Raw genomic sequence first — 25,128 nt, forward strand, 5'->3', positions numbered from 1 at the left:
GGGGTCACCTTCCATCGTTCTCAAAGGCGCCGAGATCCGGCGCACTTCCGCTGAAGGGCAGTCCCACGTCCGTGCCCTTGTCGATCAGGGCACTGTTCGCCGCGAGACGGAGGTGGGGCAGCACGGGCAGGGTCCCGTCGGTCCGGCGGGGCGCGTCCCAGCCGGACGTCGACACACTGCGGAACTGGGAGTCCGACAGGGGGACGCCGAGGTTCCAGGAGTTGTACGCGGCGTTCGTGCCGCTCATGTTCGACGTCGCCGTTGCGGTGTAGGCGATGTTGTTGCGCAGGTTGCCCCGGCCGACGGCGGCGCCGCGCGAGTCGATTCCCAGCATGTTGAAGTTGGGGTGGTTTCCGTAGCCGGTGTTGTTGAAGAAGTCGTTGGCCACCGGGTGGTGGTTGGCGTAGAAGCCGGCCGCCTTGTTGAGGAACGCCACCGAGGAGCGGACGGTGTGCTTGGGCGCGTTGGCCTCGTAGTCGCCCCCGTAGCCGCCGGACTTGAAGCCGGCTCCGTTGCCGGAGGGCGTCGTCGTCCCCGGCACGTACCCGTTGCGCCAGGCCCACGAGTTCTCGATGATCACGGGCGAGTAGGTGGAGATGAGGTCGAACCCGTCATCGGCGTTCCACCACGCGCGGCAACCCCGGAACACGTTCGCGGGGCGGCCGGCCGGCGTGTAGTGCGAACCGAACCCGTCGGCGTTCTCGCCGGGCCCGTCGACGCTGCGCGGGTCGTAGTTGTCGTGCGCGTCCGAGTTGAGGACGAGGTTGCCGGCTCCGCCGCTGATGAACAGGCCGGTGCCCATGTGGTGGTGGGTGTTGATCTGCTCGAAGACGTCGTTGCTGCCGGAGACCCAGATCCCCCAGGACTCGGCGTTGCGGTTGTTGTTCTGGGGAACGCCCTTGACTTCCAGTCCTTTGAGGTGGATCCAGTTGCCGGTGACGTCGAAGCCCTTGATGCGGCAGTTGTCCGTCATCCGCGAGAAGTCGAAGACCGGTTTCTCGCCCGGCTGGGCCCAGTACCGGATCGGGTTGCCCGAGCTGCCGCTCTTGTTGAGGGTGATCGCGTCGACCTTGGCGGTCTGACTCGAACAGGTACTGTTCGCGCGGGTGTAGGCGTAGGTGCCGCCCCGGAAGTAGACCGTGTCGCCCGCCGTGGCTACGGCCTGTGCACGGGCGATCGATGCCCACGGAGCGGCCTGCGTACCTGCTGCTCCGTTGTTTCCGTTCGGGGCGACGTAGTAGGTGTTTCCGGCCGCCGCGGTGCTCGCGGACGCCGAGCCGGGGGTCATGGCGACGGAACTCGCCGTGACCACCGAGAGCAGGAGGGCAGGGGTGCCGAACTTCGCGGTTCTCACAGCGTCATCTCCCGAGTCAGGTGCGTGTTTCTTCAGCTTCATGGCGCCGGCGGCCAGGCGACGATGGAGTGGCGCGAGCCGATCAGGAAGATCCCGATCAGTGGGATCACCGGCATGAGCGCGGTCGATGAGCCTCACAGTTGATGATGGAGAACACTGTGATCAGGAGGAACATCGTCCGGCCGACGGCCGCGACGTAGCCGAACCCGCCCTGATCTCCCGGGTCGTGGCCGAACGTACATCGCGAACAACCGGTCCGGTCGAACGGGGCTGCGTGCTTCAGCAGGCTCGGCACTGCCGCCGACATGCCGCCGACACGCCGCACTCGCCGCCCACGAGCGGCGGTGCGGACCTCATGGCCCACAGGACGAAGTGGCCGCGTGACTCCGTGGCGGTGGGCCTCCGGCATGCCCCGGCTGTCGATTTCGGATATCCACGCGAACGCGGCGACTGGAACACGGCACGCACGTCGTGTCCACAACACCGCGCCGATGCCAAACTCCATCTCCCCGCTGTGCAGTTGGGCGCTGACGCCCCACTCGCACGCCGGTCCGGAACCACCGCAACTGTCGAGCGGACCAGTCGTGACTCACCCATGGAGAGTCCTTCTGTCACCACCGATGCGGATCTCGCCTCGCCGGTCGTACCCTCGCCCCGGCCCCGGCCTCTGCCTTCGTCGCACGCCGCGGCCCGGTCGGAGTCGAGCCGCTGGCGCACGCCATCGTCAGACGGGGACGACTGCGACCTCGGGCTGCGGCCCGCCGTCATCGAGGCCACCCGCGAACCGACCGGCCCCGGTTCGCGCCCACTGCCGCGTGCTACCTGAGATACGCGGCGAGCGGGAGGTTCTGGCGGCGCACATCAGCGGCGACGAGCCCTGCGACCCGCTGGGCGCCGTAGGTGTCGAAGTGGGTGTGGTCGTTGCAGAAGAAGGTGCCCAGGGGACCACTGCCTCCGTAGTCGCCGTTGTTCGGGCAGAAGCGCAGACTGTTGTAGAGCGAGACGCTGAGCGTCTGCAGGTCGATGACGGGCGCCCTGGTGGCGGATCCGGCGGCGAAGGTCTCGCCCACGAAGCCGCGGTTCTTGGTCGCCGTGGCGCCGGAGCAGGTGATGGCGGCCACCGGGGTGAGCAGCACCGGGTGCGCGCCCCGGGCCAGGGCGGCCTGCGCCATCGTGGTCATCAGCTGCTGGTACCGGGCCGGGCCGACGTGCCGGGGGCAGGTCGAGGAGGAGTCGTTGATGCCGAACTGGATGAACAGGTAGTCACCTGCCTTCATTCCGGTGCTCGAGTTCAGCATCGCTTGCCAGCGGGACGAGTACGTGGTGGAGGTGAGGCGGCACTCACCGTCCGAGCCCTTGGTGCTGCTCACGTTCCCCTCGTACAGCCAGGTCTGGATGCTGCGGCCTCCGACGGCCTGGTTCTTGACGGTCACGTCGCTGTTGAACAGGGCGTCGAACTGGCTGCCCCAGCCGACCGGACAACGGCCGGAACTCGGGTTGGCCATGGTGGAGTCGCCGGCCAGCCACACGGTGACCGGCGCGGCGGCCGCCCGTGCGGCCGGGGCCTGGGAGGCACTGGTGCAGTTCGTGGCGACGCGGTCCGCCGCGGATGCGGCGCTGACACCGAGGCTCGACAAGGCGATCACGAGCGCGGTCGTGATGAGAATCCGTAAGTTCCTCAACGGGTCCCTCCTTGGGACGGGCGCCGGGCGTCGGTCAGCGCAGGTACGCGGCCAGGGGCAGGCGCTGCTCGCGGATGCTCCGGAGCACCAGCCCGCCCATCTGGCTCGCGCCGTACTGCGAGAAGTGGGTGTTGTCCGTGACACCGTCGACGGATGAGCGCAGGAAGAGCTGTGCGGAGGCGGACGGGCCGAGGGACTCGACCAGCGTCCTGCTCTTGGTGGTGAGATCGATCACCGGCACGTTCTGCGCCGTGCCGACAGAGCGCATCTCGGCGGGCAGGTTCACGCCGACGCCGTTGACGTGCAGTGCTGTGGGCGTGAGCCGGTTGCCGTCGAACAGCCGGCGGACCGGCGGCGTCACCAGGACGGGGACGCCGCCCTTCGCACGGACCTGCGTGATCATGGAGGTGAGATTGCTCCGGAAGGCTGACGCGCTGGTCTGTTTGTCGTTGTGGCCGAACTGGATGAAGACCGCGTCGTTCGCCCTGATCTTGGGCAGCAACGCCGGGAAGAGCGCCGAGTTCCTCAGGAAACTGCCCGAACTCTCCCCCGAATCGGCATAGTTGGCGACGGATGCACCGGGGCCCACCGCCGGTGTGATCATCTGGCCCCAGCCCGTGTACGGGGCCACGGGCTGGTCGCACACGGTCGAATCACCGGCCAGGTAGGCGACCAGCGGTCGGCTCGCCGGTTTCACTGAGACGGCCGACACCTGCGGGGCGGCCCCCGCGAACCGGATGTCCAGACCGGGGTTTCCGGTGCCGCCCTGGCCGGTCGGCTGCCCTTCCAACTGCCGCACGTCGACCGTGAACGAGTACGTGGTGGCGGCACCGGCCGCCGTCTTCGTCGCCGGAAGCATCAGGCGCCGGGCCTCCACCCACATGTCGGTCTCGGCGGCGGCGGCACCACCGAGGGAGACCGTCACGTCGTAGGTGCCGGGTGAGACCGCGTAGTGACACTTGATCGGCGCAGTGCCGGAACAACCGGCCGGCAGCGCCCGTGTGGTGGCACTGGTATGCCCCGCACCGGTGCCGACCAGCGTCGCAAGGGTCAGCAGACCGACCACTCCCAGCCTGGGCCCGTGCCCTTCGAAATAAGATGTCATGTTCATTACAATCACCAATCCCCATTCCTGACCGGAGAGTTGCCCGGGTGAGGTCCATGGCCCGTCGCTCAGGCCTGGGTGAAGCCGTTCATGATCGCTGTGGGCCGTTTGCTGGAGGAGTCCCAGGCCCCATGTTGTAGCCGGTGAACGGGGACATGCACTCCGGCTCCCAGTAGAAGATGCCCTGCCCGCCGTTGGTCTTGAGGGCCTTGATGTAGGCGACCAGCGAGGCCTGGGTGGCGGAGACCCGGTCCACCCGGCCACCGAACTCGCTCTGCAGGAACGGTTTGCCGTAGGCGTCGGAGATCTTCTTCATGTTCGCCACGATCCCGGGGGCGAGGTCGGCACTGCCGTAGGACGAGAACACCGACATGTCCCACTTGCCGCCGCTCGCGGCGAAGCGGCTGAAGAACGTCGTCATCACGTCGTACTTCTGCGGCTGGGCCAGGTGGATGCACACCGTCGAGTTCGGTGACACCGCCTTGACCTGGTCGTATGCGGCGTTGAGTAGCCCCGTCATCTGCGCCCCGTTGGAGACGCTGCCGACCGGGCGGCAGATTCCGCTGTTGATCTCGTTGCCGATCTGCACCCAGGTGGGGAGCACGTCGTTGTTCCTCATGACCGCCATGGTCTGGTTCACGTACGTGCCCAGCGCGGTGCGCATCTGGCTGTAGCTCATGTTCCGCCAGGCCGCGGGCGGGTTCTGCACGCCGACGGAGTTCCAGGTGTCGCCGAACATGTAGTCGAGCATGATCGACATGCCGGCGGCCTTGACCCGCTTGGCGAAGGCGGCGACCTCGTTGATGCCGCAGTGCCCGTTGGCCGGGTCGTTCGACGGGTTGACGAAGGTGCGCAGCCGTACGGCGGTGATGCCGTAGCCCTTGAGGATCGTCAGCAGATCCTGGGTCTGCCCGCTCGCGTTCTTCCAGGAGTGGCCGCGCGCCTCCATCTGAGGTGCCCAGCTGATGTCGACGCCCTTGACGAAACTCGCCGCGGCCTCGGCAGGTGTCTCGAGTTCGGCGAACGCGACCGCGGTGGCGAGCGCTCCGGCGGTGGCGGTGGTGGCCTTGAGCAGTGTTCGCCGGCTGATGCGCCCGGCAACTGGTGTGGGGGGTTGCGGGGACATGGTGGGTCCTTTGCTTCCGCCGGCCGCGAGTGAGCCGTCACGGTCGGCGGAGAGGGAGGGGTGAGAAGGAGATTTCGAGGAGCGAGGCGGACGGGTTGAGCAACTGACTCTCGGACGAGGGGAGTTGGTGTGATCGCATGCGATCCGGCCGATGCGTCTCCCGTGGTGGGGTGACAACTACGGCAGGAGTGCGTGCGCGTGGCAGCTGTCGAAGGGGGCGGCCTGGGCGTGCCAGGGACGCTCCATGAGGTCGGACCTGTGAGCGATCACAGGGAGTGTGCCGATGGAAGTGCGCAATCGCATCACAACGAACTTGACGTACATCACGCAGCTTCTCGATCGGGCACGAAGCTGTCAACCATTGCACAGCAATTCATGGAAGAAGCAGTGTGATCCTGTGGACGGGCGCTCGCGGTGTCTCGGTCGTGAGCTGTCTGGAACGGTGGAAGTCGGCCCAGTTCAAGTGCCCATTCGAAGGAATGCGGCTCCGGGGGCGAGGCTGCGCGCGGGACATCTCGTCGGCTCGCATCCGAACATGCTCGAACAGAAGGGGTCAACGGAATGCTTGACGGGCTATCACCGAATTTCTACCCTCGCAGCGACTGGGAACGTTCCCATACCGGTGGTGAGACCGCCGTCTCCGCGATCTTCATACCATCCCCCACATCGGAGGTCATCGTGACCGACCCGCACCGGCATCCGCGCACCGCAGCGCTCCCCAGGCGATTCCCACGCCGGTCGAGCAAGCGGCTGTTCCGCGGCCTGACGGCCGCCACCGCACTGGCCCTCTCCGCACTCACCGGACTGCCGCAGACCGCGCACGCCGCGACCGCGCGGCAGGTGGAACGCCTGGATCGGGGCCTGACCAGCGTCCACACCGGCAGCGGGAACCTGGTGTCGTGGCGGTGGCTGGCCACTGACCCGAACGATGTTGCCTTCAACGTCTACCGTGGCGGCACCAGGCTCAATTCCTCGCCGCTGACCACCTCGACGAACTACGTGGACGCCGGCGCCCCGGACTCGGCCGACTACACGGTGCGCGCGGTGGTGAACGGCGTCGAGCAGGCGCCGTCCGAGCACGCGCTCCAGTTCCGCACCGGGTACAAGGACGTGCCGATCTCCCCGCCGCCCGGGGGCACTTCACCGGGCAACTCGCCGTACACCTACGAGGCCAACGACGCCTCCGTGGGCGACCTCGACGGCGACGGCACCCTGGACATCGTTCTGAAGTGGCAGCCGACGAACGCCAAGGACAACTCCCAGTCCGGCTACACCGGCAACACGGTCGTCGACGGCATCAGGCTCGACGGCACCCGCCTGTGGCGGATCGACCTGGGCCGCAACATCCGCTCCGGCGCGCACTACACACAGTTCCAGGTGTACGACTACGACGGCGACGGCCGGGCCGAGATCGCCATGAAGACCGCCGACGGCACCAAGGACGGAACCGGCGCGGTCATCGGCAGTTCCTCGGCAGACCACCGCAACTCCTCGGGCTATGTGCTGTCCGGCCCCGAGTACCTGACGATGTTCAACGGGCAGACGGGCAAGGCGATGCAGTCCGTCGACTACGTCCCGGCCCGAGGCACGGTGTCGTCCTGGGGGGACTCCTACGGCAACCGCGTGGACCGGTTCCTGGCGGGCACGGCCTACCTGGACGGCTCACGCCCCTCGGTGATCATGGCTCGTGGCTACTACACCCGTGCGGTGATCGCGGCCTGGGACTGGCGGAACGGACAGTTCACCCGCCGGTGGACCTTCGACTCCAACGCCAACAGCGGCTACGCCGGCCAGGGCAACCACCAGTTGTCGGTCGCGGACGTGGACGGGGACGGCAAGGACGAGGTCGTCTACGGCGCGATGGCCGTCGACGACAACGGCAACGGCCTGTGGACGACGCGGAACGGCCACGGGGACGCGATGCACGTGGGCGACCTCGACCCGTCCCGGCCGGGTCTGGAGGAGTTCAAGGTCGACGAGGACGGCTCCAAGCCGTCCTCCTGGATGGCGGACGCGAGGACCGGCCAGATCCTCTGGTCCACCCCGGCCGGCGGTGACAACGGCCGGGGTGTGTCCGGTGACATCTGGTCCGGCAGCGCGGGCGCCGAGTCGTGGTCGTCGCTCGTGAGCGGCGTCCGCAATCCCAAGGGCGCGGTGGTCGCCGGCCGCAAGCCCGGGTCCAGCAACTTCCTCGCGTGGTGGGACGGCGACACCACGCGCGAACTCCTCGACGGCACCCACATCGACAAGTACGGCACCTCCGGTGACACCCGCCTGCTCACCGGCTCCGGGGTCCACTCCAACAACGGCACCAAGTCGACGCCGTCCTTGTCCGGCGACATCCTCGGCGACTGGCGCGAGGAGGTCATCTGGCCGACGTCCAGCAACACGGCCCTGCGGATCTACTCCACGCCGCACCAGACCACTACGCGGATCACGACCCTCCTCCACGACACCCAGTACCGCACGGCCCTGGCCTGGCAGAACACTGCCTACAACCAGCCCCCGCACCCCAGCTTCTTCATCGGCGCCAGCATGCCCACGCCACCCCGCCCCACCGTCGCGGCGCCGAACGGCCGCTGAGCCGGACAGCCGACTCCCCTGATGCTCGAGCGAGTTCAAGCATCAGGGGAGAGGTGTTCGTCGTCCGCCTCACCGGCAGGGTCAGGACGTACGGACCGTGAAGCAAGGACTGCTCACCCGCAGCAGTCGTCCGCGCATCGGCCAACGTGATCCCTCATCGTCGCGCCGCCTTTCTGTCGTCCACTCGGCAGTCACCGCACCAGCGCAGACACCGATTTGCTCGCGGGGTGGGCCGAGGCACCGCTGCCCGTCGGCATCGAGCAGCGGTGCATCTCACTTCCCGGGCATCGGCTCCCCGACTTCGGCACCTCGCGACACCGCACGCCGCTCGGCCCGTCCCCGTGGCACAGGTGACCGACGGGACACGGCACCTTCTCGGCCGCACCTGGTAGGCACCCGTCGCCGGGAGGCGGTCCCGCTACGCGCCGGACGGAAGGCCGGAGCCGGGGACGCTGCTGCCGACGCCGGTCATGATGGCGTTGATGATGCCCTGCTGGGTGACCGTGAGGGAGCGCCGGTTGAACAGCCCGAACCCGTACCGATCGGTGGCACCGTTGTCCCAGTAGACGGGGGCCGCGCCGTATTTCTTGGCGGTGGCCGTGACGGCCCGAGCGAAGTCCGCGCGGTACCTGTTGTTCGACGAATCGAAGGATGACTTGTCGATGGCACCGTATTCGCCCAGCACGACCGGATACCCCTTGGTGACGAACACGTCGCGCATCGTCTTGAGCTGCGCGTCCAGGTAGTCCTCCTGTCCCCAGGTCGACGTCCTCGATGGGTTGGTCGCCGCCCGGCCCCATTGAGTGATGGTGCCGCTTTCCTCTCCGGCGAAGTCCCACGGGCTGTAGTGGTGAACGGAGATCATGATCCGTCGCTCATTTGCGGGAATGGAGGGGGAGCGGTACTGGTCGGACGGAAGCGCGAATCCGTAGTTCCCCGCGGTGTAATCGATGTTCGTGTTCCATCCGGTCACGAGCAGCCACCTCGAACTGTTGTTTCCACCCGTTTTCCGCACGGTGTCCACGAAGATCTGGTTATAGCTGTTGATGTTCGAGTAGCACGGTTGGGTCGGGCGGCCGTACTGCCCGTCGAACTCCTCGTTCATGGACTCCAGGATCAGGCGCTGGTCGTAGTTCTTGAACCTGTTCGCGATCTGCTGCCAAGCTTTCTCGTACTTGGCTTTGATCGTCGCCTGGGAGGGTGAATCGCAGATCAGCCAGGAGCCGTTGACGGTCTTGTACCCGTCGCCGTGCATGTTGATCAGCACATGCAGGCCCCTGTTGTAGGCGTAGTTGACGACTTCCTGGACTCTGTTCAGCCAGGAGGCGTTGATCGTGTAATTCGGGCCGGCCCCTATGTATCCCAGGTAGGAGACCGGGATCCGGATCGTCCTGAACCCTGCCGCCCTCACCTTGTCGATGAGGGCCTGCGTGACCGTCGGCTGGCCCCACGCTGTTTCGCTGGGGATTCCGTTGGTGGTGGCTTCGAGTTGGTTCCCCAGATTCCACCCCGCGCCCATGTCGGCCACGATCTGCGAAGCGCTCGACTGTGCCACGGTGTCGGCCGATGCCTGATGCGCCGCGCCGTACACGGATGCGGCAACTGCCAACAGGACGGCAAGGAAAACGATTCTGATCTTCCCTGCTAGTGAAACCATGAGCTTTCCTTTCTTTGCGTCCTCGGGGGTGTCGGGCCCCCAAGTGGATCTGTCTGCACGAGTGGGAGCGGCCGGAGCCGCCCGCTGTCCGGGCGGTGTGTCCACGTCGGCCGGGAAACGAACACAGCCGATGGCGCGACGGCTGGCCTTGCGGGCGTGGTGGGCGGCCACGCACCCCGCACGGCCCGGATGCGCGGCGATCACGGCGGACGCGCGCACCCCCGGCCGTGCGTGGTTGCTCCTCAGCTCAGGGCGGATTCCCAGGTGGTCGTACGGGAGGTGGCGTCGGCGCGAAGGCGGTCGCGGCTCCAGGCGTACTGGCGCACGCCGGCCGCGAACCGCAGGGTCGGAGCTCCCGCCCGCGCGGTGGCTTCTGCCTGGCCCGAGCCGAGCAGGGACATGCCCACGCCCGCGGCTCCGGCCGTGCTCAGGGTCAGGAAACTGCGCCGTTGCATGGTCATGAAGACTCCTGGTGTGGGGGGTGTGCGGAGCGCTGCTCGGTCAGGAGCCGGGAAGAGGCGTCGGTGATGCCGCGGCGGTGAGACTGACCTGGATGGTGGGGGGGGAAGTGGTCGTGGAGGTGATCAGGCAGGCGCATCGCGCACGGTGCAGGACGTTCCGCTCGTGCCGGTGCCGGTGCCGGTGCCGGTGGCGGTCATCGGGGTGGTGTGGCCTCGCCGGCAGAGACGCGGCGAGTCGCTGAACACCGCCCGTACCGTGACGCATGGAGGGAGCAGCCCTTCGCACCCACCTGCCCGCCCGTCTGATGGGGAGGTGTTGATTCTGCGGAAGTGGCGTAGGGGTGCCTCTCCTTCCACTCGTCGTGTGCCGCACCTCTGGGAGCGTTCCCACATGTCTTGCAACAGGTACATTCCCGATCGGGTGCCGATCTGTCAATCATTGGCGCCCAACTCTGTTGTCTTCGACGCGCATTCGACAGATCGCAGGCGCAGGAGGCACGGTGTGACGTCTTCGGAGCCGTCCGATCACATCGCGGCGGCCCGCCGTCAGCCGTAGCCGATACCCGCACTCATGCCGGCGATCGTATGGGCCCTGATGTCGGGGTGCGGTCCCTGCGCGAATCGGGTCACTACGGAGCGGACATGGTCCTGGGCCGGCTGGAGCAGTCCGTCGTACACCGCGACGCACACTTCCCGCGCCCGCGACCGGGGCCAGCCGGGCGGCAGCAGCCCGACGGGGAGCAGCGGGTCCAGGATGGGGAAGTGCCGGTAGGCGTGCATGACCTCGGTCCGGGCGCGCACCGCGTCGGCACCGGTGACGCGGTCGGTGCTGATGAGCGGAAGCAGGCCGCTCCAACGGTCGATGAAAGCCCGGTAGTGCTCGGCGATGCCGGGCAGGTCCCACGCCTCGACCGGATTGCGGTCGACCTCCGTGTCCAGTTCCTCCTGCCGCGCGCGGAACACGGTAACCGCTCCCCGCGCCAGGTCGGCCACCTCGATCCGCCCCTTGGGGGTCAGGGGATGCGGCGACACCCAGAGCGCGTCGTACAGCGGCGCGAATCCGCGCCAGCGCAGCGCGGTGCGCAGTGCGCGCCGCCGCGTGCTCTCCTGCTCCGGGACGGAGAAGGCGATCAGTGTCCACCGACCGTCCCATGAGTCGGGTTGGGTGGTGAAGGTGGCGATCGAGCTGGCGCCGCTCCATAGATCGACGGCGGCCTGCGACGTCAGTCGGTAGGAGCTGTACCGCCCGCGCCGGCTGCCCTCCAGCACCCCACGGCGCATCAGCCTGCTGATCGTCGTGCGGGCGGCGCCCGCGGTCACCTGGAACTCTCCGAGCAGTGCCACGATCGCCGCCGACGGCAACCACGCCCGGACGGGGAACGTGTAGTCGGCGATCAATGTCACCGTGAGTCCCTGCGGCGATACGCCGCTCTGCCAACCGGGCGACCGCACGGGGCCGGCGGCGCCGTCACCCTCGTCGGAGAAGATCTCCTCGAGGTGGGACAGGTTCGGCAAGATCGGCTCCGGCGCGGTGGACAGGATCGGCACCACTTTAACCGTTGGGAGATCGTCGGGTGGGGCTCCGCCGGAATCGGCCCACCCGGCGGGACCGCCGCGCACCGGTGAAGTGAAGGTGCCCGGACGGTGCCCAGGTGAGCCACACCGGCGTACTCCGAGGGGTGGCAGCGAACCGTCATCCTGACCCGACGATGACCTGGCGGCGCAGGAAGAGGTTCATGGCCGCTCATGGCCGGGCACCGTCCGGCCGTGCTGGTTGATCACGCCGGGAGTCCGTCCGGAGGGCGGAGGCGACGGAGTGCTACGGCCTCAGCGAAGCCGGCCATGGATGGGAAAGGGGTGGCATCGCATGGCCGGCGGGAGCATCCGTCACCGCCGGGTGAGAGTGGACGGCGCCCCGGCGGACGGGTCACCCTCGTCGCTCAGGCTCAGGGTGTCTCGGCCGGTCTTCGTGACGACGTAGACATTGCCGCGGGGACAGCCCACTTCGGCCGAGGGGTCGGTGGGTTGGCTGGTGACAGCCGTGAGGACCATTGAAGCCTTGCGTACTTCCCGCAACTTCAGGGTCTCGGTGCATCCCAGCTCGAGTTTGGTGTTCACTTCGGTCACGTTGCTGACTTGCTTGCCCGCCCCCTCACCCTGTTGTGCCGGGTGGAGAGTCAAAGTGACGGTGAACCGGTTGGTCCGGGGCTTACTGAAACTGTCAGGGGTGGGATTGCCCGGCCCGGTACCGACCCATGTACCTGCCCAGGCCGCGGGAAGCGATGTGGCCGAAGGCGTTCCGCCGGACCCGTCATCGCCGGAGGAATGCTGCACGACGAACGTGCCTGCCGTCGCCATCAAGGCCGCGGCCGTGGTCCCGGCCACCACCCGGCCGGTACGGCTTGACAGCCACCGTCGCACGGCGTCGGAAGGCGGCAGGACGGCGGTCCCCGCGTCGGCCGGGGCCGGGCCGTCTTCGGGCTCACGTGACACAGCCGGCACAGATGGCGATCGCACTGTCGTGGAGACCAACGTGTCCGCCTCCTCCTCGCGCACGGCGAGATCCTTCTCCAGCGCCTCGGGCAGCAGCTGCGGCCAGGTACCGCACCGGCCGCCCAGACGTTCCAGCAGAACGCTCACATCGGCGGGCGTGGGCCGCTGCTCGGGGTTCTTGGCCAGACAGGACCGCAGGAACGGGATCAGGGCCGCCGGAACGCCGTCGAGGTTCGGCTCCTGATGCACGATGCGGTAGAGCAGCACCGCAGGCGAGAACTCCTCGTTGGGGCGGGAAAACGGGCCCCGGCCCGTTGCCGCGTACACCAGCACCGAAGCCAGCGAGAACACATCACCAGGCGCACCCGATTCCCCGGCGCTCGCCTGCTCCGGCGCCAGGTAGCCGGGGGTACCGATCACACCGCCGGTCCTCGTATGACGCGTGTCCTCCCTCGCGCGCGCGATCCCGAAGTCGATGAGCAACGGACTGCGGCGGCCCAGCAGCACATTGGACGGCTTGACATCCCGGTGGGCCAGCCCGGCCCCGTGTACCGCTCCCAGCGCCCCGAAAAGCTCGGCCGCCAGTGCCCGGACGTTCTGCTCGGGCAGCGGGCCGTACTGTCGCACCCACTCCGCCAGGGACGGCGCGGCCACGTACTCGGTGGCGAGCCACTGCGGGCGTTGCCCCACCGGGCTGTAGTCCACCACCGCAGGCGTCCAGGGGGAGCGCACCTGGTCGCTGTTGCGGATCTCCCGCGCGAACCGCTCCTCGAACCCCGGCTCCCGTCCGAGCTCGGCGCGCACCGTCTTCAGCGCCAGCGGACGACCCGACACCGTCCGGGACAGGTACACCCGCCCCATGCCACCTTCACCGAGCCGCGCCAGCAGGGGATAACCCCCCACAGCCCCCGGATCGGACTCGTCCAGCAATTTCACGCCCCGCGCCCTCTCCTCCGTGCACTGCCGATCAGGTTCGGCCCCCGGAACCGGCACAACCGAGCACCGCATCCGTGGCGTCCGCGCCAGGCATCACCGTTTACACCCACAACACACTATTCTCAGCGAAACTCCTGGCAGCCCGAGCCCCCCTCACCGGCCGAAAGGCCAAGTGGACGGTCTGGAGGGAAGATCCGGGCCGGGGAGGTGCCCGGGCAGGGTGGACGGTCTTCCAGCGAATGTGCCGGAAGTCACGGCGGACGCGGGCGGGGACGAGTCCACCCGGGAAATCGGCCTTGCACCAGGCTCGTGAATGTCACCCACTCGGGCCCGACCCGGCGACCTGGGCCGCGTCGCGAACCGTGTGCGCAGGCGCGGAGGCGGACGCACGACGTCTGGAAGAGCTACGGCCGGTGCGGGCCCCGGGGAACCGAGGAAGTGCACCGCACAGCTCCACGCGAACTCGTCCACGGCCACCTCGTCCGGTTCGAGGAGAGCGGGTTCGGAGCAGCGTCAGGGCGCCGGCCGCCCCACGGTTCGTCGAGCAGGAGCCGGGACGTTGCGATGTCAGCCGGGGTGGCGACGAAGGCGTGCACTCCCTGGTGAGGGGGAGTGCACGCCGGGGGTTGCACAGCGGGCGAGGTCGGATCACTCCGTCGCGAAGCGTCCTGAAGAGGATTCCGTGGATTCTGCGGCACGTGCGGACGGCGTGTCCGACCGTGTGAGCACCCGGCGTACCGCGTCGGCGAGTGCGGGAGCCGCGTTCGCGTCGGCATCGGCGATCCCGACGCCGTAGCGGAACCGCACGGTCGCGCCGTCCTCGACGGTCAGCTCCTCGCTGAAGAACGGTGCCGGGTTGAGGCAGGCGAACTCCTCGGTCCGGGCGAACCACTGCGGCGGGTGACTCGGGTTGGCCGCGTCGTCGACCATGAGCACGAGCGACTGCGCGTCCGTCTCGTCGTGGCGGCCCGCGAAGCCCATCCACTCCATGCGCTGCCCGCGGACCTCGTCGCCACCCAGGCCCTTCTCGGTCACGAACTGTCCGCCGGTGAACGACCGAGGGCCACGCCAGAACAGGCCGCCGTAGCCGGCGTTCTCCCGTCCCTTGGTGGTCGGGGAGCCCATGGCGACGTCCGTTCCGGAGACGTTGGTCATCTGCGTCTCGAAAGTCAATGCCCAGGCGTGCGGGGAGATCAGGCTCGCCCGCAGCGTCCGGCGCTCGGTGAAGAACAGCGTGCCGGACTGGGTGGTCCAGTCCAGGTCGTGGGCGAACGTCGCCGTTCCGTCGGCCCTGTCCAGGTCGACGACCCGGCGGTGGCCCTGGGTTCCGTTGTTCTGCAGTTGGACGTAGAAGCGTCCGTGGACGTACGTGGGACCGCCCCAGAAGTTCTCCTCGCCCACGTGGGGCAGGGACCACGCGATGCCCTTGTGCCACACGTGGTCGTGGGGACGGAACAGGCTGACCACCTTGCCGGCCCGGGTGCGCAGGGGGTGGATGTAGGGCTTGGGAGATTCCAGTTGGACGGTGTCCGGCCGGTACACGTAGCGGAACAGCTCGGTGCCGCCGTCGCGGACCGTGACCGAGGTACCCAGGTCGTGGCGGATCTCAAGAGCGTTCATACGAGGGCCTCCTTGACCCGTGCCCACGGCACGGCGCCGCCGTCCATGCTGAGCGCGAACGGGTCGTCGTCGGTCAGTTCGCCCGCTGCGACGCGGACACCGCGGAAGGCGGAGGCGTACGTCGCCGCCGCGAACTCCAGCGTGCGGCGCGCCTCTTGCAGGCAGACGCCGGGTTCCTGTCCGGCCTCCCAGGCGTCGAACACGGCCTCGATCTGGAGCCTGTGGCCGCTCGTGATGTCCGGCTCGGCACCGTCGGTCCAGAGGTCCGAGAGACCCTCGTGGCCGGGGGCCGGGGTGAACCGCCAGTGTTCCTCGCGGTAGCCGTAGAGGTGTTCGAGTTCGACCGTGGCGTATTCGAAGTCGAAGCGCAGGCGCGAGGTCTCCCGGGGGGACAGCAGGGAGTTGACCACCGTGGCGAGGGCTCCGCTGTCGAATCGGACGGCGGCGATCGAGACGTCCTCGGTGTCCGTGGGGCGGGCCTGGCGCTCGGCGAGTGCGGCGATCTGGGACCAGGGGCCGAGGACCGACAGCAAGAGGTCGAACTGGTGGATGCCGTGTCCCATCGTGGGGCCGCCGCCCTCGACGTCCCAGCGTCCCCGCCACGGCACCTCGAAGTACGCGTCGGGCCGGTACCAGAGGGTCTCGCAGGTGGCGACCAGTGGCCGGCCCAGTGCGCCGGATCGGGCCAGCCGGCGCAGGCGTACCGCCGCGGCGCCGTAGCGGTGCTGGAAGACGGTCAGGACCTTGGAGCCGGTCTGTTCCTGCACCGCGGCCAGTCGGTCCATCTCACGCAGGCTGAGTGCCGTCGGCTTCTCCACCAGGGCGGTGACGCCGGCCAGCATCACCATGGATGCCAGCGGTACGTGGGTCTGCGGGGGCGTACAGATGTGTACGAGATCGAGGTCCTCGCTCTCCAGCAGAGCCTGCGGGTCGTCGAAGACGTGCGGCACGGAGAACCGGTCGGCGAACTCGGCGGCACGGCCGGTGTCGAGGTCGGCGACGGCGACCAGCCGGGCGCGTTCGGAGAGTTCGGTGAGGGCTTCGGCATGAGCGTGGGCGATACCGCCGGTGCCGATGATGGCCACGCGGTACGGCGGCCGGGGGCTGGGCATGGGTGTTTTCTCTCTCTTGGTTCCTGACCCACGTCTCGTGGGGCTGCCGGGGGCCGTGGGCAGCGGCGACGGCCCCCGGAAGGAGGTCACTTGGCCGCGTCGATCTCGCCCTGCAGCTCCTTGACGAAGGCCTTCGCGGCGGCTTCCGGCGAGGTCTTCTTGAAGTAGACCTCCTGGCTGTAGCGCTGCAGCTCCGGTTCGATGCCGCTTCCGCCGTTGGGGGTCACGACCGGCGACTCGCCCGGGGTCACGGCGTTCATGTAGTCGGCCGCCGCCTTGTCGGTCCCGGCCAGAGTCGGCTGGAGGTGCTTCAGCATCGCCTTGTTGGCGGGGATGCCGCGCTCCGTCTTGAGGATGTCGGCGGCCTTGGGGTCGTTGAGCATGAAGTTGATGAACGCGGCCGCCTCGGCCGGGTGGGTGCTCTGGCTGGAGACCGCCCAGTACATGGAGGGCTTGAAGAAGTTCGCCTTGGTGTCGCCGGCCCGAGGCATCTGCAGCAGTCGCACATGGGCGCCCGCGGCCTGCTGGATGGCGGTGATCTGGGTGTTGTAGGCCCCCATCATGGCCGCCTTGCCGGTGGCGAAGCTGCCGGCGGTGACACCCGCGGTCAGGTCCTCGACCATCGTCGACGTAGTGACGCTGGCCTTGGAGGAGAGCAGATCCAGACCGTACTTCCACATGCCGGCGAGCGTCTCGGGCTTCAGGGAGACGTTGCCGTCCTTGTCGAAGAGGTTCTCACCGTGCTGACGAGCCCAGTACTTGACATCGCCGGCGGAGAAGCCCGGCGCGCCGGCCGCACCGTGGATCTTGCCGCCGCTCTTGTCCGTCAGCTCCTCGGCGATCTTGGCGTAGTCGTCCCACGTCCACGTCTTGTCGTCGGGAACCTTCACGCCGTACTTCTTGAACAGGTCGGTGTTCACGAGGACGGACATGACGCCGACGCCGACGGGAAGCGCGTACTGCGTTCCGTCGATCTGTCCGGTGGCGAGGGCCTGGTCGTCGAACTGCGAGGTGCTGAGGATCTTCTTGGCCTTGCCGAGGTCGTACAGCGCTCCGCGGTCGGCGTACGAGGCGAGATACAGCTCGTCCATCTGGACGACGTCGGGGGAGTCCTTGGCCGCGGTCGTCGTGGCGAGCGCGTCCCAGTAGCCGTTCCAGTCCTTGTACTGGCCCTTGACCGTGATGTTGGGGTACTTCTTCTCGAACGCCTTGATGACCTCGTCGGTGAGCTGGGCGCGGGCGTCCGCACCCCACCAGGTGGCACGGATGGTGACCGGCTTGTCGCCGAGCTCGGGAGCGGACCCGCTGCTGCCGCCGCTGCAAGCGGTCAGCACGAGCGAGAGTGAGGCGACCGCCCCGATCGCGACGCGTCTGAAGGGGCTGGGGTTCATGTGGTTCTCCTGTGACTGATAAGTGGGTCGGATCGGTGGCTGCGGTGCTCCCGAACGGCCATGACTCGGGCGCCTCCGCGTGTCCGGCAGTAGCCCCCGCGGTTACTTGCCGCCGGTGGTCGCGATGCCTCGCAGCAGGAAGCGCTGCCCTGCGAGGAAGACGAGGAAGACGGGAACGAGCGACACCACGCTCATGGCGAACACCGAGCCCCAGTCCGTCGCGCTCTGCTGGTCCACGAAGGTGCGCAGCGCGAGAGGTGTGGTGTACATGTCCGGGTCGGTCAGGTAAATGAGCTGGGTGTAGAAGTCGTTCCAGGTCCAGATGAAGGTGAAGATCGCGGTGGTCGCCAGGGCCGGGACCATCAGCGGCAGGATGACGTGGAAGAAGATCCGCGCGTGCCCGGCGCCGTCGATCCGGGCCGCCTCGTCGATCTCGCGCGGGATGCCACGGATGAACTGCACCATGAGGAAGATGAAGAAGGCGTCGGTCGCCAGGAACTTCGGCACGATCAGGGGCAGGAACGTGTTGACCCAGCCGAGCTCCGAGTAGAGGACGTACTGGGGCACGATGATCACGTGGATCGGCAGCATGATGGTGACGAGCATGATGGCGAACAGCATGCGTTTCGCCCGGAATTCCAGCCTGGCGAACGCGTACGCGGCCAGGGAGCAGGCGAGGAGGTTCCCGAGGATCGCGCCGGTGACGACGATCGCCGAGTTGATCATGTAATGACTGAACGGTTGGGAGAAGGCGTTCCAGCCGTTGCTGTAGTTCTCGAAGCGCGGGTGCGTCAGGGCGAGTCCCGCACTGCGGAAGATCTCACTGTTGGGACGCAGCGAGCTGACCACCATCCACAGGACGGGGTACAGCATCGTGAGGGCGCAGAGGGCCAACAGACAGTGCTTGAGAGGGGCGCGCACGGCGCGCCTGACCCGGCGTATCGCGTGCGGGCGAGGGGCGGACAGCGAGGGGGGTACGGCTTCGGTGCGGTCAGTCATCGTAGAACACCCAGTACTTTGAGGCCCAGAAGTTGACGGCGGTGAAGGCCGCGACGATGAGGAGCAGGACCCACGCGAGCGCGGACGCGTACCCCATGTCGAAGTGGCCGAACCCGCGCTGGTACAGGTACAGCGAGAAGAAGAGGGTGGAGTCGGCGGGCCCTCCGGTACCGCCGGATACCACGAAGGCCTGGGTGAAGGTCTGGAAGGCGTGGATGATCTGCAGCACCAGGTTGAAGAAGATGATGGGTGTCAGCAGCGGAATGGTGATGCTGCGGAACTGGCGCCAGCGCTTCGCGCCGTCGACGGACGCCGCCTCGTAGAGGGAGGTCGGAATCTGCCGCAGCCCGGCGAGGAAGATCACCATGGGTGAGCCGAAGGTCCAGACGTTCAGGACGACGAGGGTCGACAGCGCCGTTCCCGGCTCCGAGATCCAGCCCTGCCCCTGGACACCGACGAGGGCCAGGGCCTCGTTGACAAGGCCGTTGGTCCCGAACATCGCGCGCCACAGCACGGCGATCGCCACGCTGCCGCCGATCAGTGACGGCAGATAGAAGACGGAGCGGTAGAAGGCAAGACCCCGTACTCCCTTGTCCAGCACCAGGGCGAGCCCGAGGGCCATCGCCAGCTGCAACGGGACGGAGACGAGGACGTAGCTGAACGTCACTTCGAGCGACTTGTGCAGACGCTCGTCATCGAGCATGCGCGTCCAGTTCTCGACTCCGTTGAACTGAGGCGGCTGCAACAGGTTGTACTTGGTGAAGCTGAGGTAGAGCGAGGCCAGCATCGGGCCGAGAGTGATCCCGAAGAGCCCGACGAACCATGGCAGTAGGAAGAAGAACGCCGCCTTGTTCTGCTGTCGCGCGCCCTGTTGGGACCCGCGCAGCCGGCGTAGTTCGTTGATGGAGCTCACGGCACTGCTCCCTTGAGCGGCGGCATCGGCACACAGTGGTGCGGGCCCGTCCCGGGCCACGCTTCACGCAAAAAGTGATCGTTCACTTTGTGGGTTGCGAGGACAATAGTGAACGATCACTTTTTGCGTCAAGAGTGTGTAGTCTCTGACTTCACCAAACGTTGGCGAAAGGTGGGGGAAGCGGATGGACGGCGCTGACACGGAGCGACGACGGCCTACGATCACCGATGTGGCGCGACTCGCCGGAGTGTCACCCCAGACGGTGTCGCGGTATCTGCGGTTCAACGGCGGGCTGAAGCCCGCGACCCTGGAACGCGTGGAGAAGGCCATACGGGAACTGGACTACCGTCCCAACCTGGTGGCGCGGTCGATGCGCACGCGGAAGACCGGCCGACTGGCGATCCTCATGCCCGCCATGGCCTTCAACCCCTCACGCATGCTGGCAGGTGCCAGCGCGACTGCGCAGGCCGCGGGGTTCTTCGTGGACGTCGTGAGCGCCGGGGGCGGCGTACGCGCGAGGAGTGACCGCCTGCTGGAGCTCGCCGATTCGGGACAGTACGAGGGCATCCTCTCCCTCGCCCCCGTGCTTCCCGCCGTGGAGAGCAAACTGCACCAGAGGACGGCCGTGGTGATCTCGGCCGACTTCGACGACGAGATGCGCGGCATCGGGCAACTGGCCGACGCCACGCCCCTGGTGCGGATGATCGAGCACTTGGCGGCGCTCGGTCACTCCCGGTTCCTCCACGTGGCGGGTGACGCGCAGTTCGCCTCCGCAAGAGCGCGCAAGCAGAGCTATCTGGAGACCGTCGAACGCCTCGGGGTCGAGTCCGTCGGCGTCTTCGACGGAGACTGGTCGGGAGAGTCCGGCATCGAGGCGATACGGTCGCTTCCGAGCCATGCGCGGCCGACCGCGGTGATCGCGGCCAATGACCTCGTCGCCGCCGGCGTCGTCCGGGGCGCTCGGGAGCGCGGCTGGGACGTCCCTGGCGACCTCAGTGTGACCGGTTGGGACAATGCCGGAGTCGGGCAGTTCATGACCCCGTCCCTGACGACCGTCGACGTGGAGCTCGAACAGTTGGGCAGTACGGCCATGGCCAAGCTGATCGCGGGTCTGAGGGACAGCGCGCCCGAGACGACTGAGGGCTCCCTGTTCCGGATCGTCTGGCGGGAGTCGACGGCCGAGCCGCCTGCGGCAGGGCGTCTCAGCCGTATGCGGTGACCGGCGCCGCTGCCGAGTGGGCGCGGAGCAGGAGGACCAGGCGTCCGTCCCCTGCCTCTGCCCCTGCACCGCCTGTCCGGCCCGGCCTTTGGGCGCGGGCCGAACCGACCGCGCACGCCGCGCGTCCTCACGTGCCCATCGCCCTCAGTTCGCGTAGACGTCAAGCCGACCGCACATGCCGAACTTCCCGCGGGCAGCGGGCTGTTCGGAGCTGACGGCGGCATCTGCGAGGTGGGGGGACTCCCCCCGCTCCAGCCAGTCGAGCTGCGCCGCAGTGGCCCTGGCGGAGGCCTCGGCACCCTGTCGCCACCGCTCGCGCCACTCGGCGATGCGGGGCCGTACGAGCGCGGCGGCGGCACGGTGGAACGCGGCCAGGGCCTGTGGCCCCTCAGCCTCCCGAAGTGCCCGGTAGCCCTCCAGAGCGAGGTCCCGCCGGGCCCGGGCGACGCGTTCCTGCTCCTCCTCGGGCGCGTCGGCCGGAATGGCGGTGGCGCGGGCGTACGTCTCCGGATCGGTCAGGTACTCCGGGGGCAGCGTGAGGACCGCGTCCCCCGCCTCCGGCAGCCCGCTGTTCTGCATCAGAACGGTGATCCGCAGATCACCCTCGTTGACCAGCCGGTGAATGGTGCCCGGCGTGAACCAGGCGACCGTGCCGGCCCGGAGCGAAGTGACCTCGTACCCGGAAGTGGTCAGCGTCTGCACGGCCCCGCGTCCGCCGGTGACGACGTAGGCCTCTGAACACGCCAGGTGCATGTGGGGCGTGCCGCCGCACGCCCCGTCGGCGGCAGGCCAGTCGTACACCGACAGATGCGAGATGGCGACGCCCCCGGGCAATCCGGTGTTGGTTGTGTTCATGCGTGTGTCAACACTCCATTTTCTTTCAGTAAGCGCTTTCTATCTCTCTCAATTTACGCACCGATCGCCCAACCGGTCAATGTTCTGTCTAAGATCGGACATGAATGGTGAAGTCGCGAGGAGGACAATGTGAACGATGCGTTGGTAGGCAAGAGCATCTATGCCTTCGGCGACAGCATTGTGTACGGGCATGTGTATCCGCACGGTTTCGTGGACGTGGTCGCGGAGCGCGAGGGCATGGCCCTCACCAAGTTCGCCCGGAACGGCGCGACCATAGGCGTCGACCCGGATGCTTCCGGAGGGCAGATACTCACGCAGGTCGAGCAAGCGACCGGCACGGCGCCGGACTTCGTCGTCTTCGACGGAGGCACCAACGACGCGCAGTCCATTTTCCGGAACCGCGCGTACACGCTCGCCACCTACGCGGAAGAGCTGGAGGAGACGCTGCACGCCATGGAGCGGAAGTGGCCGACCGCCCGCATCGTGTACGTCGCCGCCCACAAGCTCGGTTCGCGGGACTGGGGCACGCAGGTGGCGTTGCGCGAGGCGACCCTGGAAGCCTGCCGCAAGCGGGACGTCGCCGTGGCCGACGTCTTCGGGGAGACGACGTTCGACACGCGCGATGACATCCAGCGTGCGAAATACACCTTCGACGACCTGGTCAACGGTTCCCCTGGCACAGAGGGATCGGGAACGCATCCCAATGACGCCGGTATCACCACTTTCTATGTGCCGGTGCTGATTGCCACGCTGCAGCAGATTTCATCACGTTGATCAGTCGGCAATCGGATCTGCCTGGCCGATTTCGGCCAGGCAGATCCGATTCCTCTTTCGTGACGTCATCCTGAGCTGAGAACCATGGCGGAGGAGGAAGCGCTTACTGGGTCAGAAAGCTTACCGAAATGCTCACGCCACCACCCTGGTCCTGGCTTTCACTGGCCGAATCCGGTGCCGCGCGAGATTCTGACGTCGTCCACGTGCACCGCCCCGCGCTCACCCCCGTTCGAGTACCACGCGACCTTGGCGATCCCTGGCATCGAGGTGCGGAACACCGAGTCGTTCAGCACACGACGGCCGTCGATGTCCAGGTCGAAGCGCTGGTTCACGGTGTCCACGGTGAGCGTGACCCGGTACCACTTGCCATTGGTGTACGTACCGATCACCGTGTCCGTGGTCCCCTTGTACGCGTGGATCTGGCCGCGGGCGAAGGCGACGCTGACGGCCGGGGCACCGGAGGCGTTGTAGAGATAGGGCAGTCCGAACCAGCCGGCCTGCGAGTCGTTGCGCATCACCTGCGCGTCGATGGTCACCACGCCCTGCAGCGGGGTGCTGAAGAGGCGGGCGAGGTTGGTTCCGTCGCTGCCGCCGCCTTCGATGGTGCGGGTCAGCCGGACGCTCTTGTCGGAGGCGGACGGCGTCTGCACCACGGAGACGTCGTTGTTGGTCGAGATGACTCGCCATCCGTTGGTTCCATTGGCGAGCGCGCCGGTTGGCAGGCCGTCGAACGTGTCCGTGAACGCGATGTCGGGCGCGCCGCGTTCGAAGGCACCGATCTCCGGATCGTTCCCGATCGGGACGGTCGCCCCGGAGTAGTCGAGACCGCCGTTGCCGGTGATCGTGGCGCCGGCGTCGGCGAAGACCGATCCTGACTGGAGTGCGAAGTTCGCCGCCGTGGCGAGTCTCGTGCCGCTCTCGTCACCGTAGGGCCCCGTGGTGGCGGCGTTCACGAACTGCGGAGCGCCGACCACGGCGTTCACGTCGGACGCGGGCCGAGTCGTCAGGTTGGACGAGTACCCGTTGTTGTTGTAGATGATGGTCGACTGTTGCCTGAACTCGGGTGCGGACTGTCCGGAGACGAACAGGTTGTTGGTGAACGTCACCTTGCCGCCCACGCCGCCGGTCACCATGGACTGTGAGTTGGTGTTGGCGAAGGTGTTGTTGTAGACGTTCGCCACCGAGCCGGTCTGCTGCGACATGTGGATGTTCCACCGCGTGCTGCCGGTGACGACGTTGTAGCGGATCACCACGCTGCCGAACTTGACCGCGGAGTTGCACGCGCACAGCAGGATGCCGTCGCCGTTGTCGTGGAGGTAGTTGTACTGGAACAGCTGGTTGGTGGTACCGATGTCGGGGTCCAGGGCATTCTGGTCGGCGCCGCCCGACGAGAGATGGGTACCCATGATCTCGTTGTGCTGGACGGTGACGCTGTCGGCCATGTTGGTCTCGACGCCGGAGACACCGACGCGGTCGATCACGTTGCCTTCGACGAGCCCGCCCCGGACGCCGGTGAGGTAGATGCCGTTGCAGCCGAAGGGGGTGTTCGCCTGCGTGATGTAGTTGCCGCGGAACGTGACGTTGGTGTACGGCTTCCAGGCGGGGTCGGTGGCCGTGGCGCGCTTGCCCCAGCCGGTGTAGACGGCACCGGGCGCGTCACCGGCGTACTGCTTTGTGACGATCCCGTTGAACGAGGTGTTCTTGATGGTGGAGTTCTCCACGGTGATGCCGTCGAGCAACGTGGGGGCGCCGGGCGCGGTGATGTCCTGGACACCGGTGAGGAAGGCGATGCCGCCGGTGTTCTTCGAGCGGTCCCAGCCCTGCATGAAGCTAATGCCCGGCTTGTTGTCGGCGGTGTTGCCGCCGACCCACTTGACCTCGCCGGTGACATCATGCACGTCGACCGAGTCGATCACGAAGTGGTGCAGGGTCTGGCCGTTGTCACCGTGCACGCCGATGCCACGGAAGTCGCCGAGCTTCGAACCGTCCGTCGTGCCCGTGGGTACCGCGTTCGACACGTCGAGGTTGCGGATCTCCCAGTACTCCTGGTTGTACAACCGCACCGCGTCGCCGACCGTTCCCTGGCCGGCGATCTTCGGCTTGGCGCCCGTTCCGTAGCTGTCGAGGGAGATCGGGGCGCCGTCGGAGCCCGACCCCTTCGGCCAGAGCTGGCCGGTCCAGCTGTCACCGGCCTCGAAGCGAATCGTGTCGCCGGGCTGGAACGTCGTTGCGTTCACCTTGCTCAGCGAGCGCCAGGGCGCGCTGCTGCTGGTTCCGCTGTTGCTGTCGCTGCCGCTCGTGCTCACGTAGTACGTGGAGCCCGCGGCGAAGGCCCGCTGCGCGGGGATGAGCACGATCGACGCGAGCATGACGGCCAGCGCGCACAGTGCGGCGGCTGTCGCTCGGGACACAAGTCTTCGGTTGACGGTCATTGTCCTCTTCTTGTCGTCTGTGGTGGTGAGGTACCGGCTCCTGTCGTGACGCCTCCAGTCGGGACGTCGAGTAACGACTCGGGGCGTGGGCAGTTCGGGACCGTGCGGTGGACGCATCGACGGGCGCGCGACGACATGGGAACCGGTCCGACCGGACATGCCCCGTCGGGTGAAGAGGTCGGCGGCGGCTCCAGGTGTCTTGCTATCGGTGTCACAGTGCCCTCCCCGATGTGAAGTCGACCGTCTGGAAGCCTCGTGCTTGCCGTGGCGGGCGTGCTGGGAAAACGTATTCCGCGCAGTGTGCCCAGCGGACATCGAGGGCGTCAAGGTTTCGAGCAGATGTACGCGCCAGTGTCGTGAGGGCTCCGCCGGAAGCCGACGGCACCACTCGACAGCGAGCCGTGCGGCAGCCCAGC

Annotated in this window: 18 protein-coding genes; 3 read left to right on the forward strand and 15 right to left on the reverse strand. The window is 67.6% G+C overall.

Going from position 1 to position 25,128, the window contains the following annotated elements; genetic code table 11:
* Positions 1–4: 4 nt before the first annotated feature.
* From OG858_RS40890 to OG858_RS40905, 4 genes are all read right to left on the reverse strand, one after another.
* Complete coding sequence (locus OG858_RS40890; RefSeq protein WP_086751045.1) at positions 5–1,354, reverse strand: right-handed parallel beta-helix repeat-containing protein; 1,350 nt, start codon at positions 1,352–1,354, stop codon at positions 5–7.
* An 818-nt stretch (positions 1,355–2,172) separates the two neighbouring features.
* Complete coding sequence (locus OG858_RS40895; protein ID WP_086751047.1) at positions 2,173–3,036, reverse strand: SGNH/GDSL hydrolase family protein; 864 nt, start codon at positions 3,034–3,036, stop codon at positions 2,173–2,175.
* Positions 3,037–3,070: 34 nt separating this feature from the next.
* A complete protein-coding gene (locus tag OG858_RS40900; protein ID WP_086751052.1) occupies positions 3,071–4,141 on the reverse strand; it encodes a rhamnogalacturonan acetylesterase in 1,071 nt (356 codons plus the stop codon).
* 88 nt (positions 4,142–4,229) lie between these two features.
* The gene (locus tag OG858_RS40905; protein ID WP_256960797.1) at positions 4,230–5,267 is read right to left on the reverse strand and encodes an arabinogalactan endo-1,4-beta-galactosidase; all 1,038 of its coding nucleotides are present in this window, start codon (positions 5,265–5,267) and stop codon (positions 4,230–4,232) included.
* A 678-nt stretch (positions 5,268–5,945) separates the two neighbouring features.
* Here OG858_RS40905 and OG858_RS40910 point away from each other — a divergent pair.
* Positions 5,946–7,850 (forward strand): rhamnogalacturonan lyase, encoded by a 1,905-nt coding sequence (locus OG858_RS40910; RefSeq protein ID WP_107482424.1) that lies wholly within the window; start codon positions 5,946–5,948, stop codon positions 7,848–7,850.
* Positions 7,851–8,268: 418 nt separating this feature from the next.
* Here the strand turns inward: OG858_RS40910 and OG858_RS40915 are convergent, their stop codons facing one another.
* From OG858_RS40915 to OG858_RS40955, 9 genes are all read right to left on the reverse strand, one after another.
* On the reverse strand, positions 8,269–9,711 hold the full coding sequence (locus OG858_RS40915) for a glycoside hydrolase family 5 protein (RefSeq protein ID WP_256960798.1): 1,443 nt from the start codon (positions 9,709–9,711) through the stop codon (positions 8,269–8,271).
* Positions 9,712–9,749: 38 nt separating this feature from the next.
* Positions 9,750–9,968, reverse strand: coding sequence for a twin-arginine translocation signal domain-containing protein (locus OG858_RS40920; protein ID WP_179201288.1), 219 nt, complete (start codon positions 9,966–9,968; stop codon positions 9,750–9,752).
* Between the two features lie 546 nt (positions 9,969–10,514).
* The gene (locus tag OG858_RS40925) at positions 10,515–11,516 is read right to left on the reverse strand and encodes a PaaX family transcriptional regulator (protein WP_319065640.1); all 1,002 of its coding nucleotides are present in this window, start codon (positions 11,514–11,516) and stop codon (positions 10,515–10,517) included.
* A gap of 339 nt (positions 11,517–11,855) precedes the next feature.
* Positions 11,856–13,391, reverse strand: a complete 1,536-nt coding sequence (locus OG858_RS40930; RefSeq protein WP_319315674.1) for a serine/threonine-protein kinase — start codon at positions 13,389–13,391, stop codon at positions 11,856–11,858.
* A gap of 654 nt (positions 13,392–14,045) precedes the next feature.
* Positions 14,046–15,017: a DUF6807 domain-containing protein gene (locus tag OG858_RS40935; RefSeq protein ID WP_086746967.1), complete on the reverse strand. Its 972-nt coding sequence runs from the start codon at positions 15,015–15,017 to the stop codon at positions 14,046–14,048.
* The gene (locus OG858_RS40940) at positions 15,014–16,129 is read right to left on the reverse strand and encodes a Gfo/Idh/MocA family protein (protein ID WP_086746968.1); all 1,116 of its coding nucleotides are present in this window, start codon (positions 16,127–16,129) and stop codon (positions 15,014–15,016) included. Before OG858_RS40940 ends, OG858_RS40935 begins: the two co-directional genes overlap by 4 nt.
* Positions 16,130–16,215: 86 nt before the next feature.
* Positions 16,216–17,520: an ABC transporter substrate-binding protein gene (locus OG858_RS40945; protein WP_086746969.1), complete on the reverse strand. Its 1,305-nt coding sequence runs from the start codon at positions 17,518–17,520 to the stop codon at positions 16,216–16,218.
* A 102-nt stretch (positions 17,521–17,622) separates the two neighbouring features.
* Positions 17,623–18,519: a carbohydrate ABC transporter permease gene (locus tag OG858_RS40950; protein WP_086746970.1), complete on the reverse strand. Its 897-nt coding sequence runs from the start codon at positions 18,517–18,519 to the stop codon at positions 17,623–17,625.
* Complete coding sequence (locus OG858_RS40955) at positions 18,512–19,423, reverse strand: carbohydrate ABC transporter permease (RefSeq protein WP_373420781.1); 912 nt, start codon at positions 19,421–19,423, stop codon at positions 18,512–18,514. Before OG858_RS40955 ends, OG858_RS40950 begins: the two co-directional genes overlap by 8 nt.
* Positions 19,424–19,661: 238 nt before the next feature.
* On the opposite strand from OG858_RS40955, the gene OG858_RS40960 reads away from it, so the two are divergent.
* Complete coding sequence (locus tag OG858_RS40960; protein WP_319065638.1) at positions 19,662–20,651, forward strand: LacI family DNA-binding transcriptional regulator; 990 nt, start codon at positions 19,662–19,664, stop codon at positions 20,649–20,651.
* A gap of 144 nt (positions 20,652–20,795) precedes the next feature.
* Here the strand turns inward: OG858_RS40960 and OG858_RS40965 are convergent, their stop codons facing one another.
* The gene (locus tag OG858_RS40965) at positions 20,796–21,506 is read right to left on the reverse strand and encodes a cupin domain-containing protein (RefSeq protein WP_086747530.1); all 711 of its coding nucleotides are present in this window, start codon (positions 21,504–21,506) and stop codon (positions 20,796–20,798) included.
* 129 nt (positions 21,507–21,635) lie between these two features.
* Here OG858_RS40965 and OG858_RS40970 point away from each other — a divergent pair, with 129 nt between their 5' ends.
* The gene (locus tag OG858_RS40970) at positions 21,636–22,280 is read left to right on the forward strand and encodes an SGNH/GDSL hydrolase family protein (protein ID WP_086747531.1); all 645 of its coding nucleotides are present in this window, start codon (positions 21,636–21,638) and stop codon (positions 22,278–22,280) included.
* A gap of 158 nt (positions 22,281–22,438) precedes the next feature.
* Here the strand turns inward: OG858_RS40970 and OG858_RS40975 are convergent, their stop codons facing one another.
* Positions 22,439–24,712: a right-handed parallel beta-helix repeat-containing protein gene (locus OG858_RS40975; protein ID WP_256960297.1), complete on the reverse strand. Its 2,274-nt coding sequence runs from the start codon at positions 24,710–24,712 to the stop codon at positions 22,439–22,441.
* Positions 24,713–25,128 lie beyond the last annotated feature (416 nt).

Origin of the sequence: Streptomyces europaeiscabiei (assembly GCF_036346855.1) — a bacterium.
Taxonomy (GTDB): domain Bacteria; phylum Actinomycetota; class Actinomycetes; order Streptomycetales; family Streptomycetaceae; genus Streptomyces; species Streptomyces europaeiscabiei.

What these genes read in the sequence shown, in the direction of transcription:
- OG858_RS40900 (WP_086751052.1), bottom strand. Translation starts at nt 4,141, where the DNA reads ATGACATCTTATTTCGAAGGGCACGGGCCCAGGCTGGGAGTGGTCGGT.
- OG858_RS40905 (WP_256960797.1), bottom strand. Translation starts at nt 5,267, where the DNA reads ATGTCCCCGCAACCCCCCACACCAGTTGCCGGGCGCATCAGCCGGCGA.
- OG858_RS40920 (WP_179201288.1), bottom strand. Translation starts at nt 9,968, where the DNA reads ATGACCATGCAACGGCGCAGTTTCCTGACCCTGAGCACGGCCGGAGCC.
- OG858_RS40935 (WP_086746967.1), bottom strand. Translation starts at nt 15,017, where the DNA reads ATGAACGCTCTTGAGATCCGCCACGACCTGGGTACCTCGGTCACGGTC.
- OG858_RS40940 (WP_086746968.1), bottom strand. Translation starts at nt 16,129, where the DNA reads ATGCCCAGCCCCCGGCCGCCGTACCGCGTGGCCATCATCGGCACCGGC.
- OG858_RS40945 (WP_086746969.1), bottom strand. Translation starts at nt 17,520, where the DNA reads ATGAACCCCAGCCCCTTCAGACGCGTCGCGATCGGGGCGGTCGCCTCA.
- OG858_RS40950 (WP_086746970.1), bottom strand. Translation starts at nt 18,519, where the DNA reads ATGACTGACCGCACCGAAGCCGTACCCCCCTCGCTGTCCGCCCCTCGC.
- OG858_RS40965 (WP_086747530.1), bottom strand. Translation starts at nt 21,506, where the DNA reads ATGAACACAACCAACACCGGATTGCCCGGGGGCGTCGCCATCTCGCAT.
- OG858_RS40975 (WP_256960297.1), bottom strand. Translation starts at nt 24,712, where the DNA reads ATGACCGTCAACCGAAGACTTGTGTCCCGAGCGACAGCCGCCGCACTG.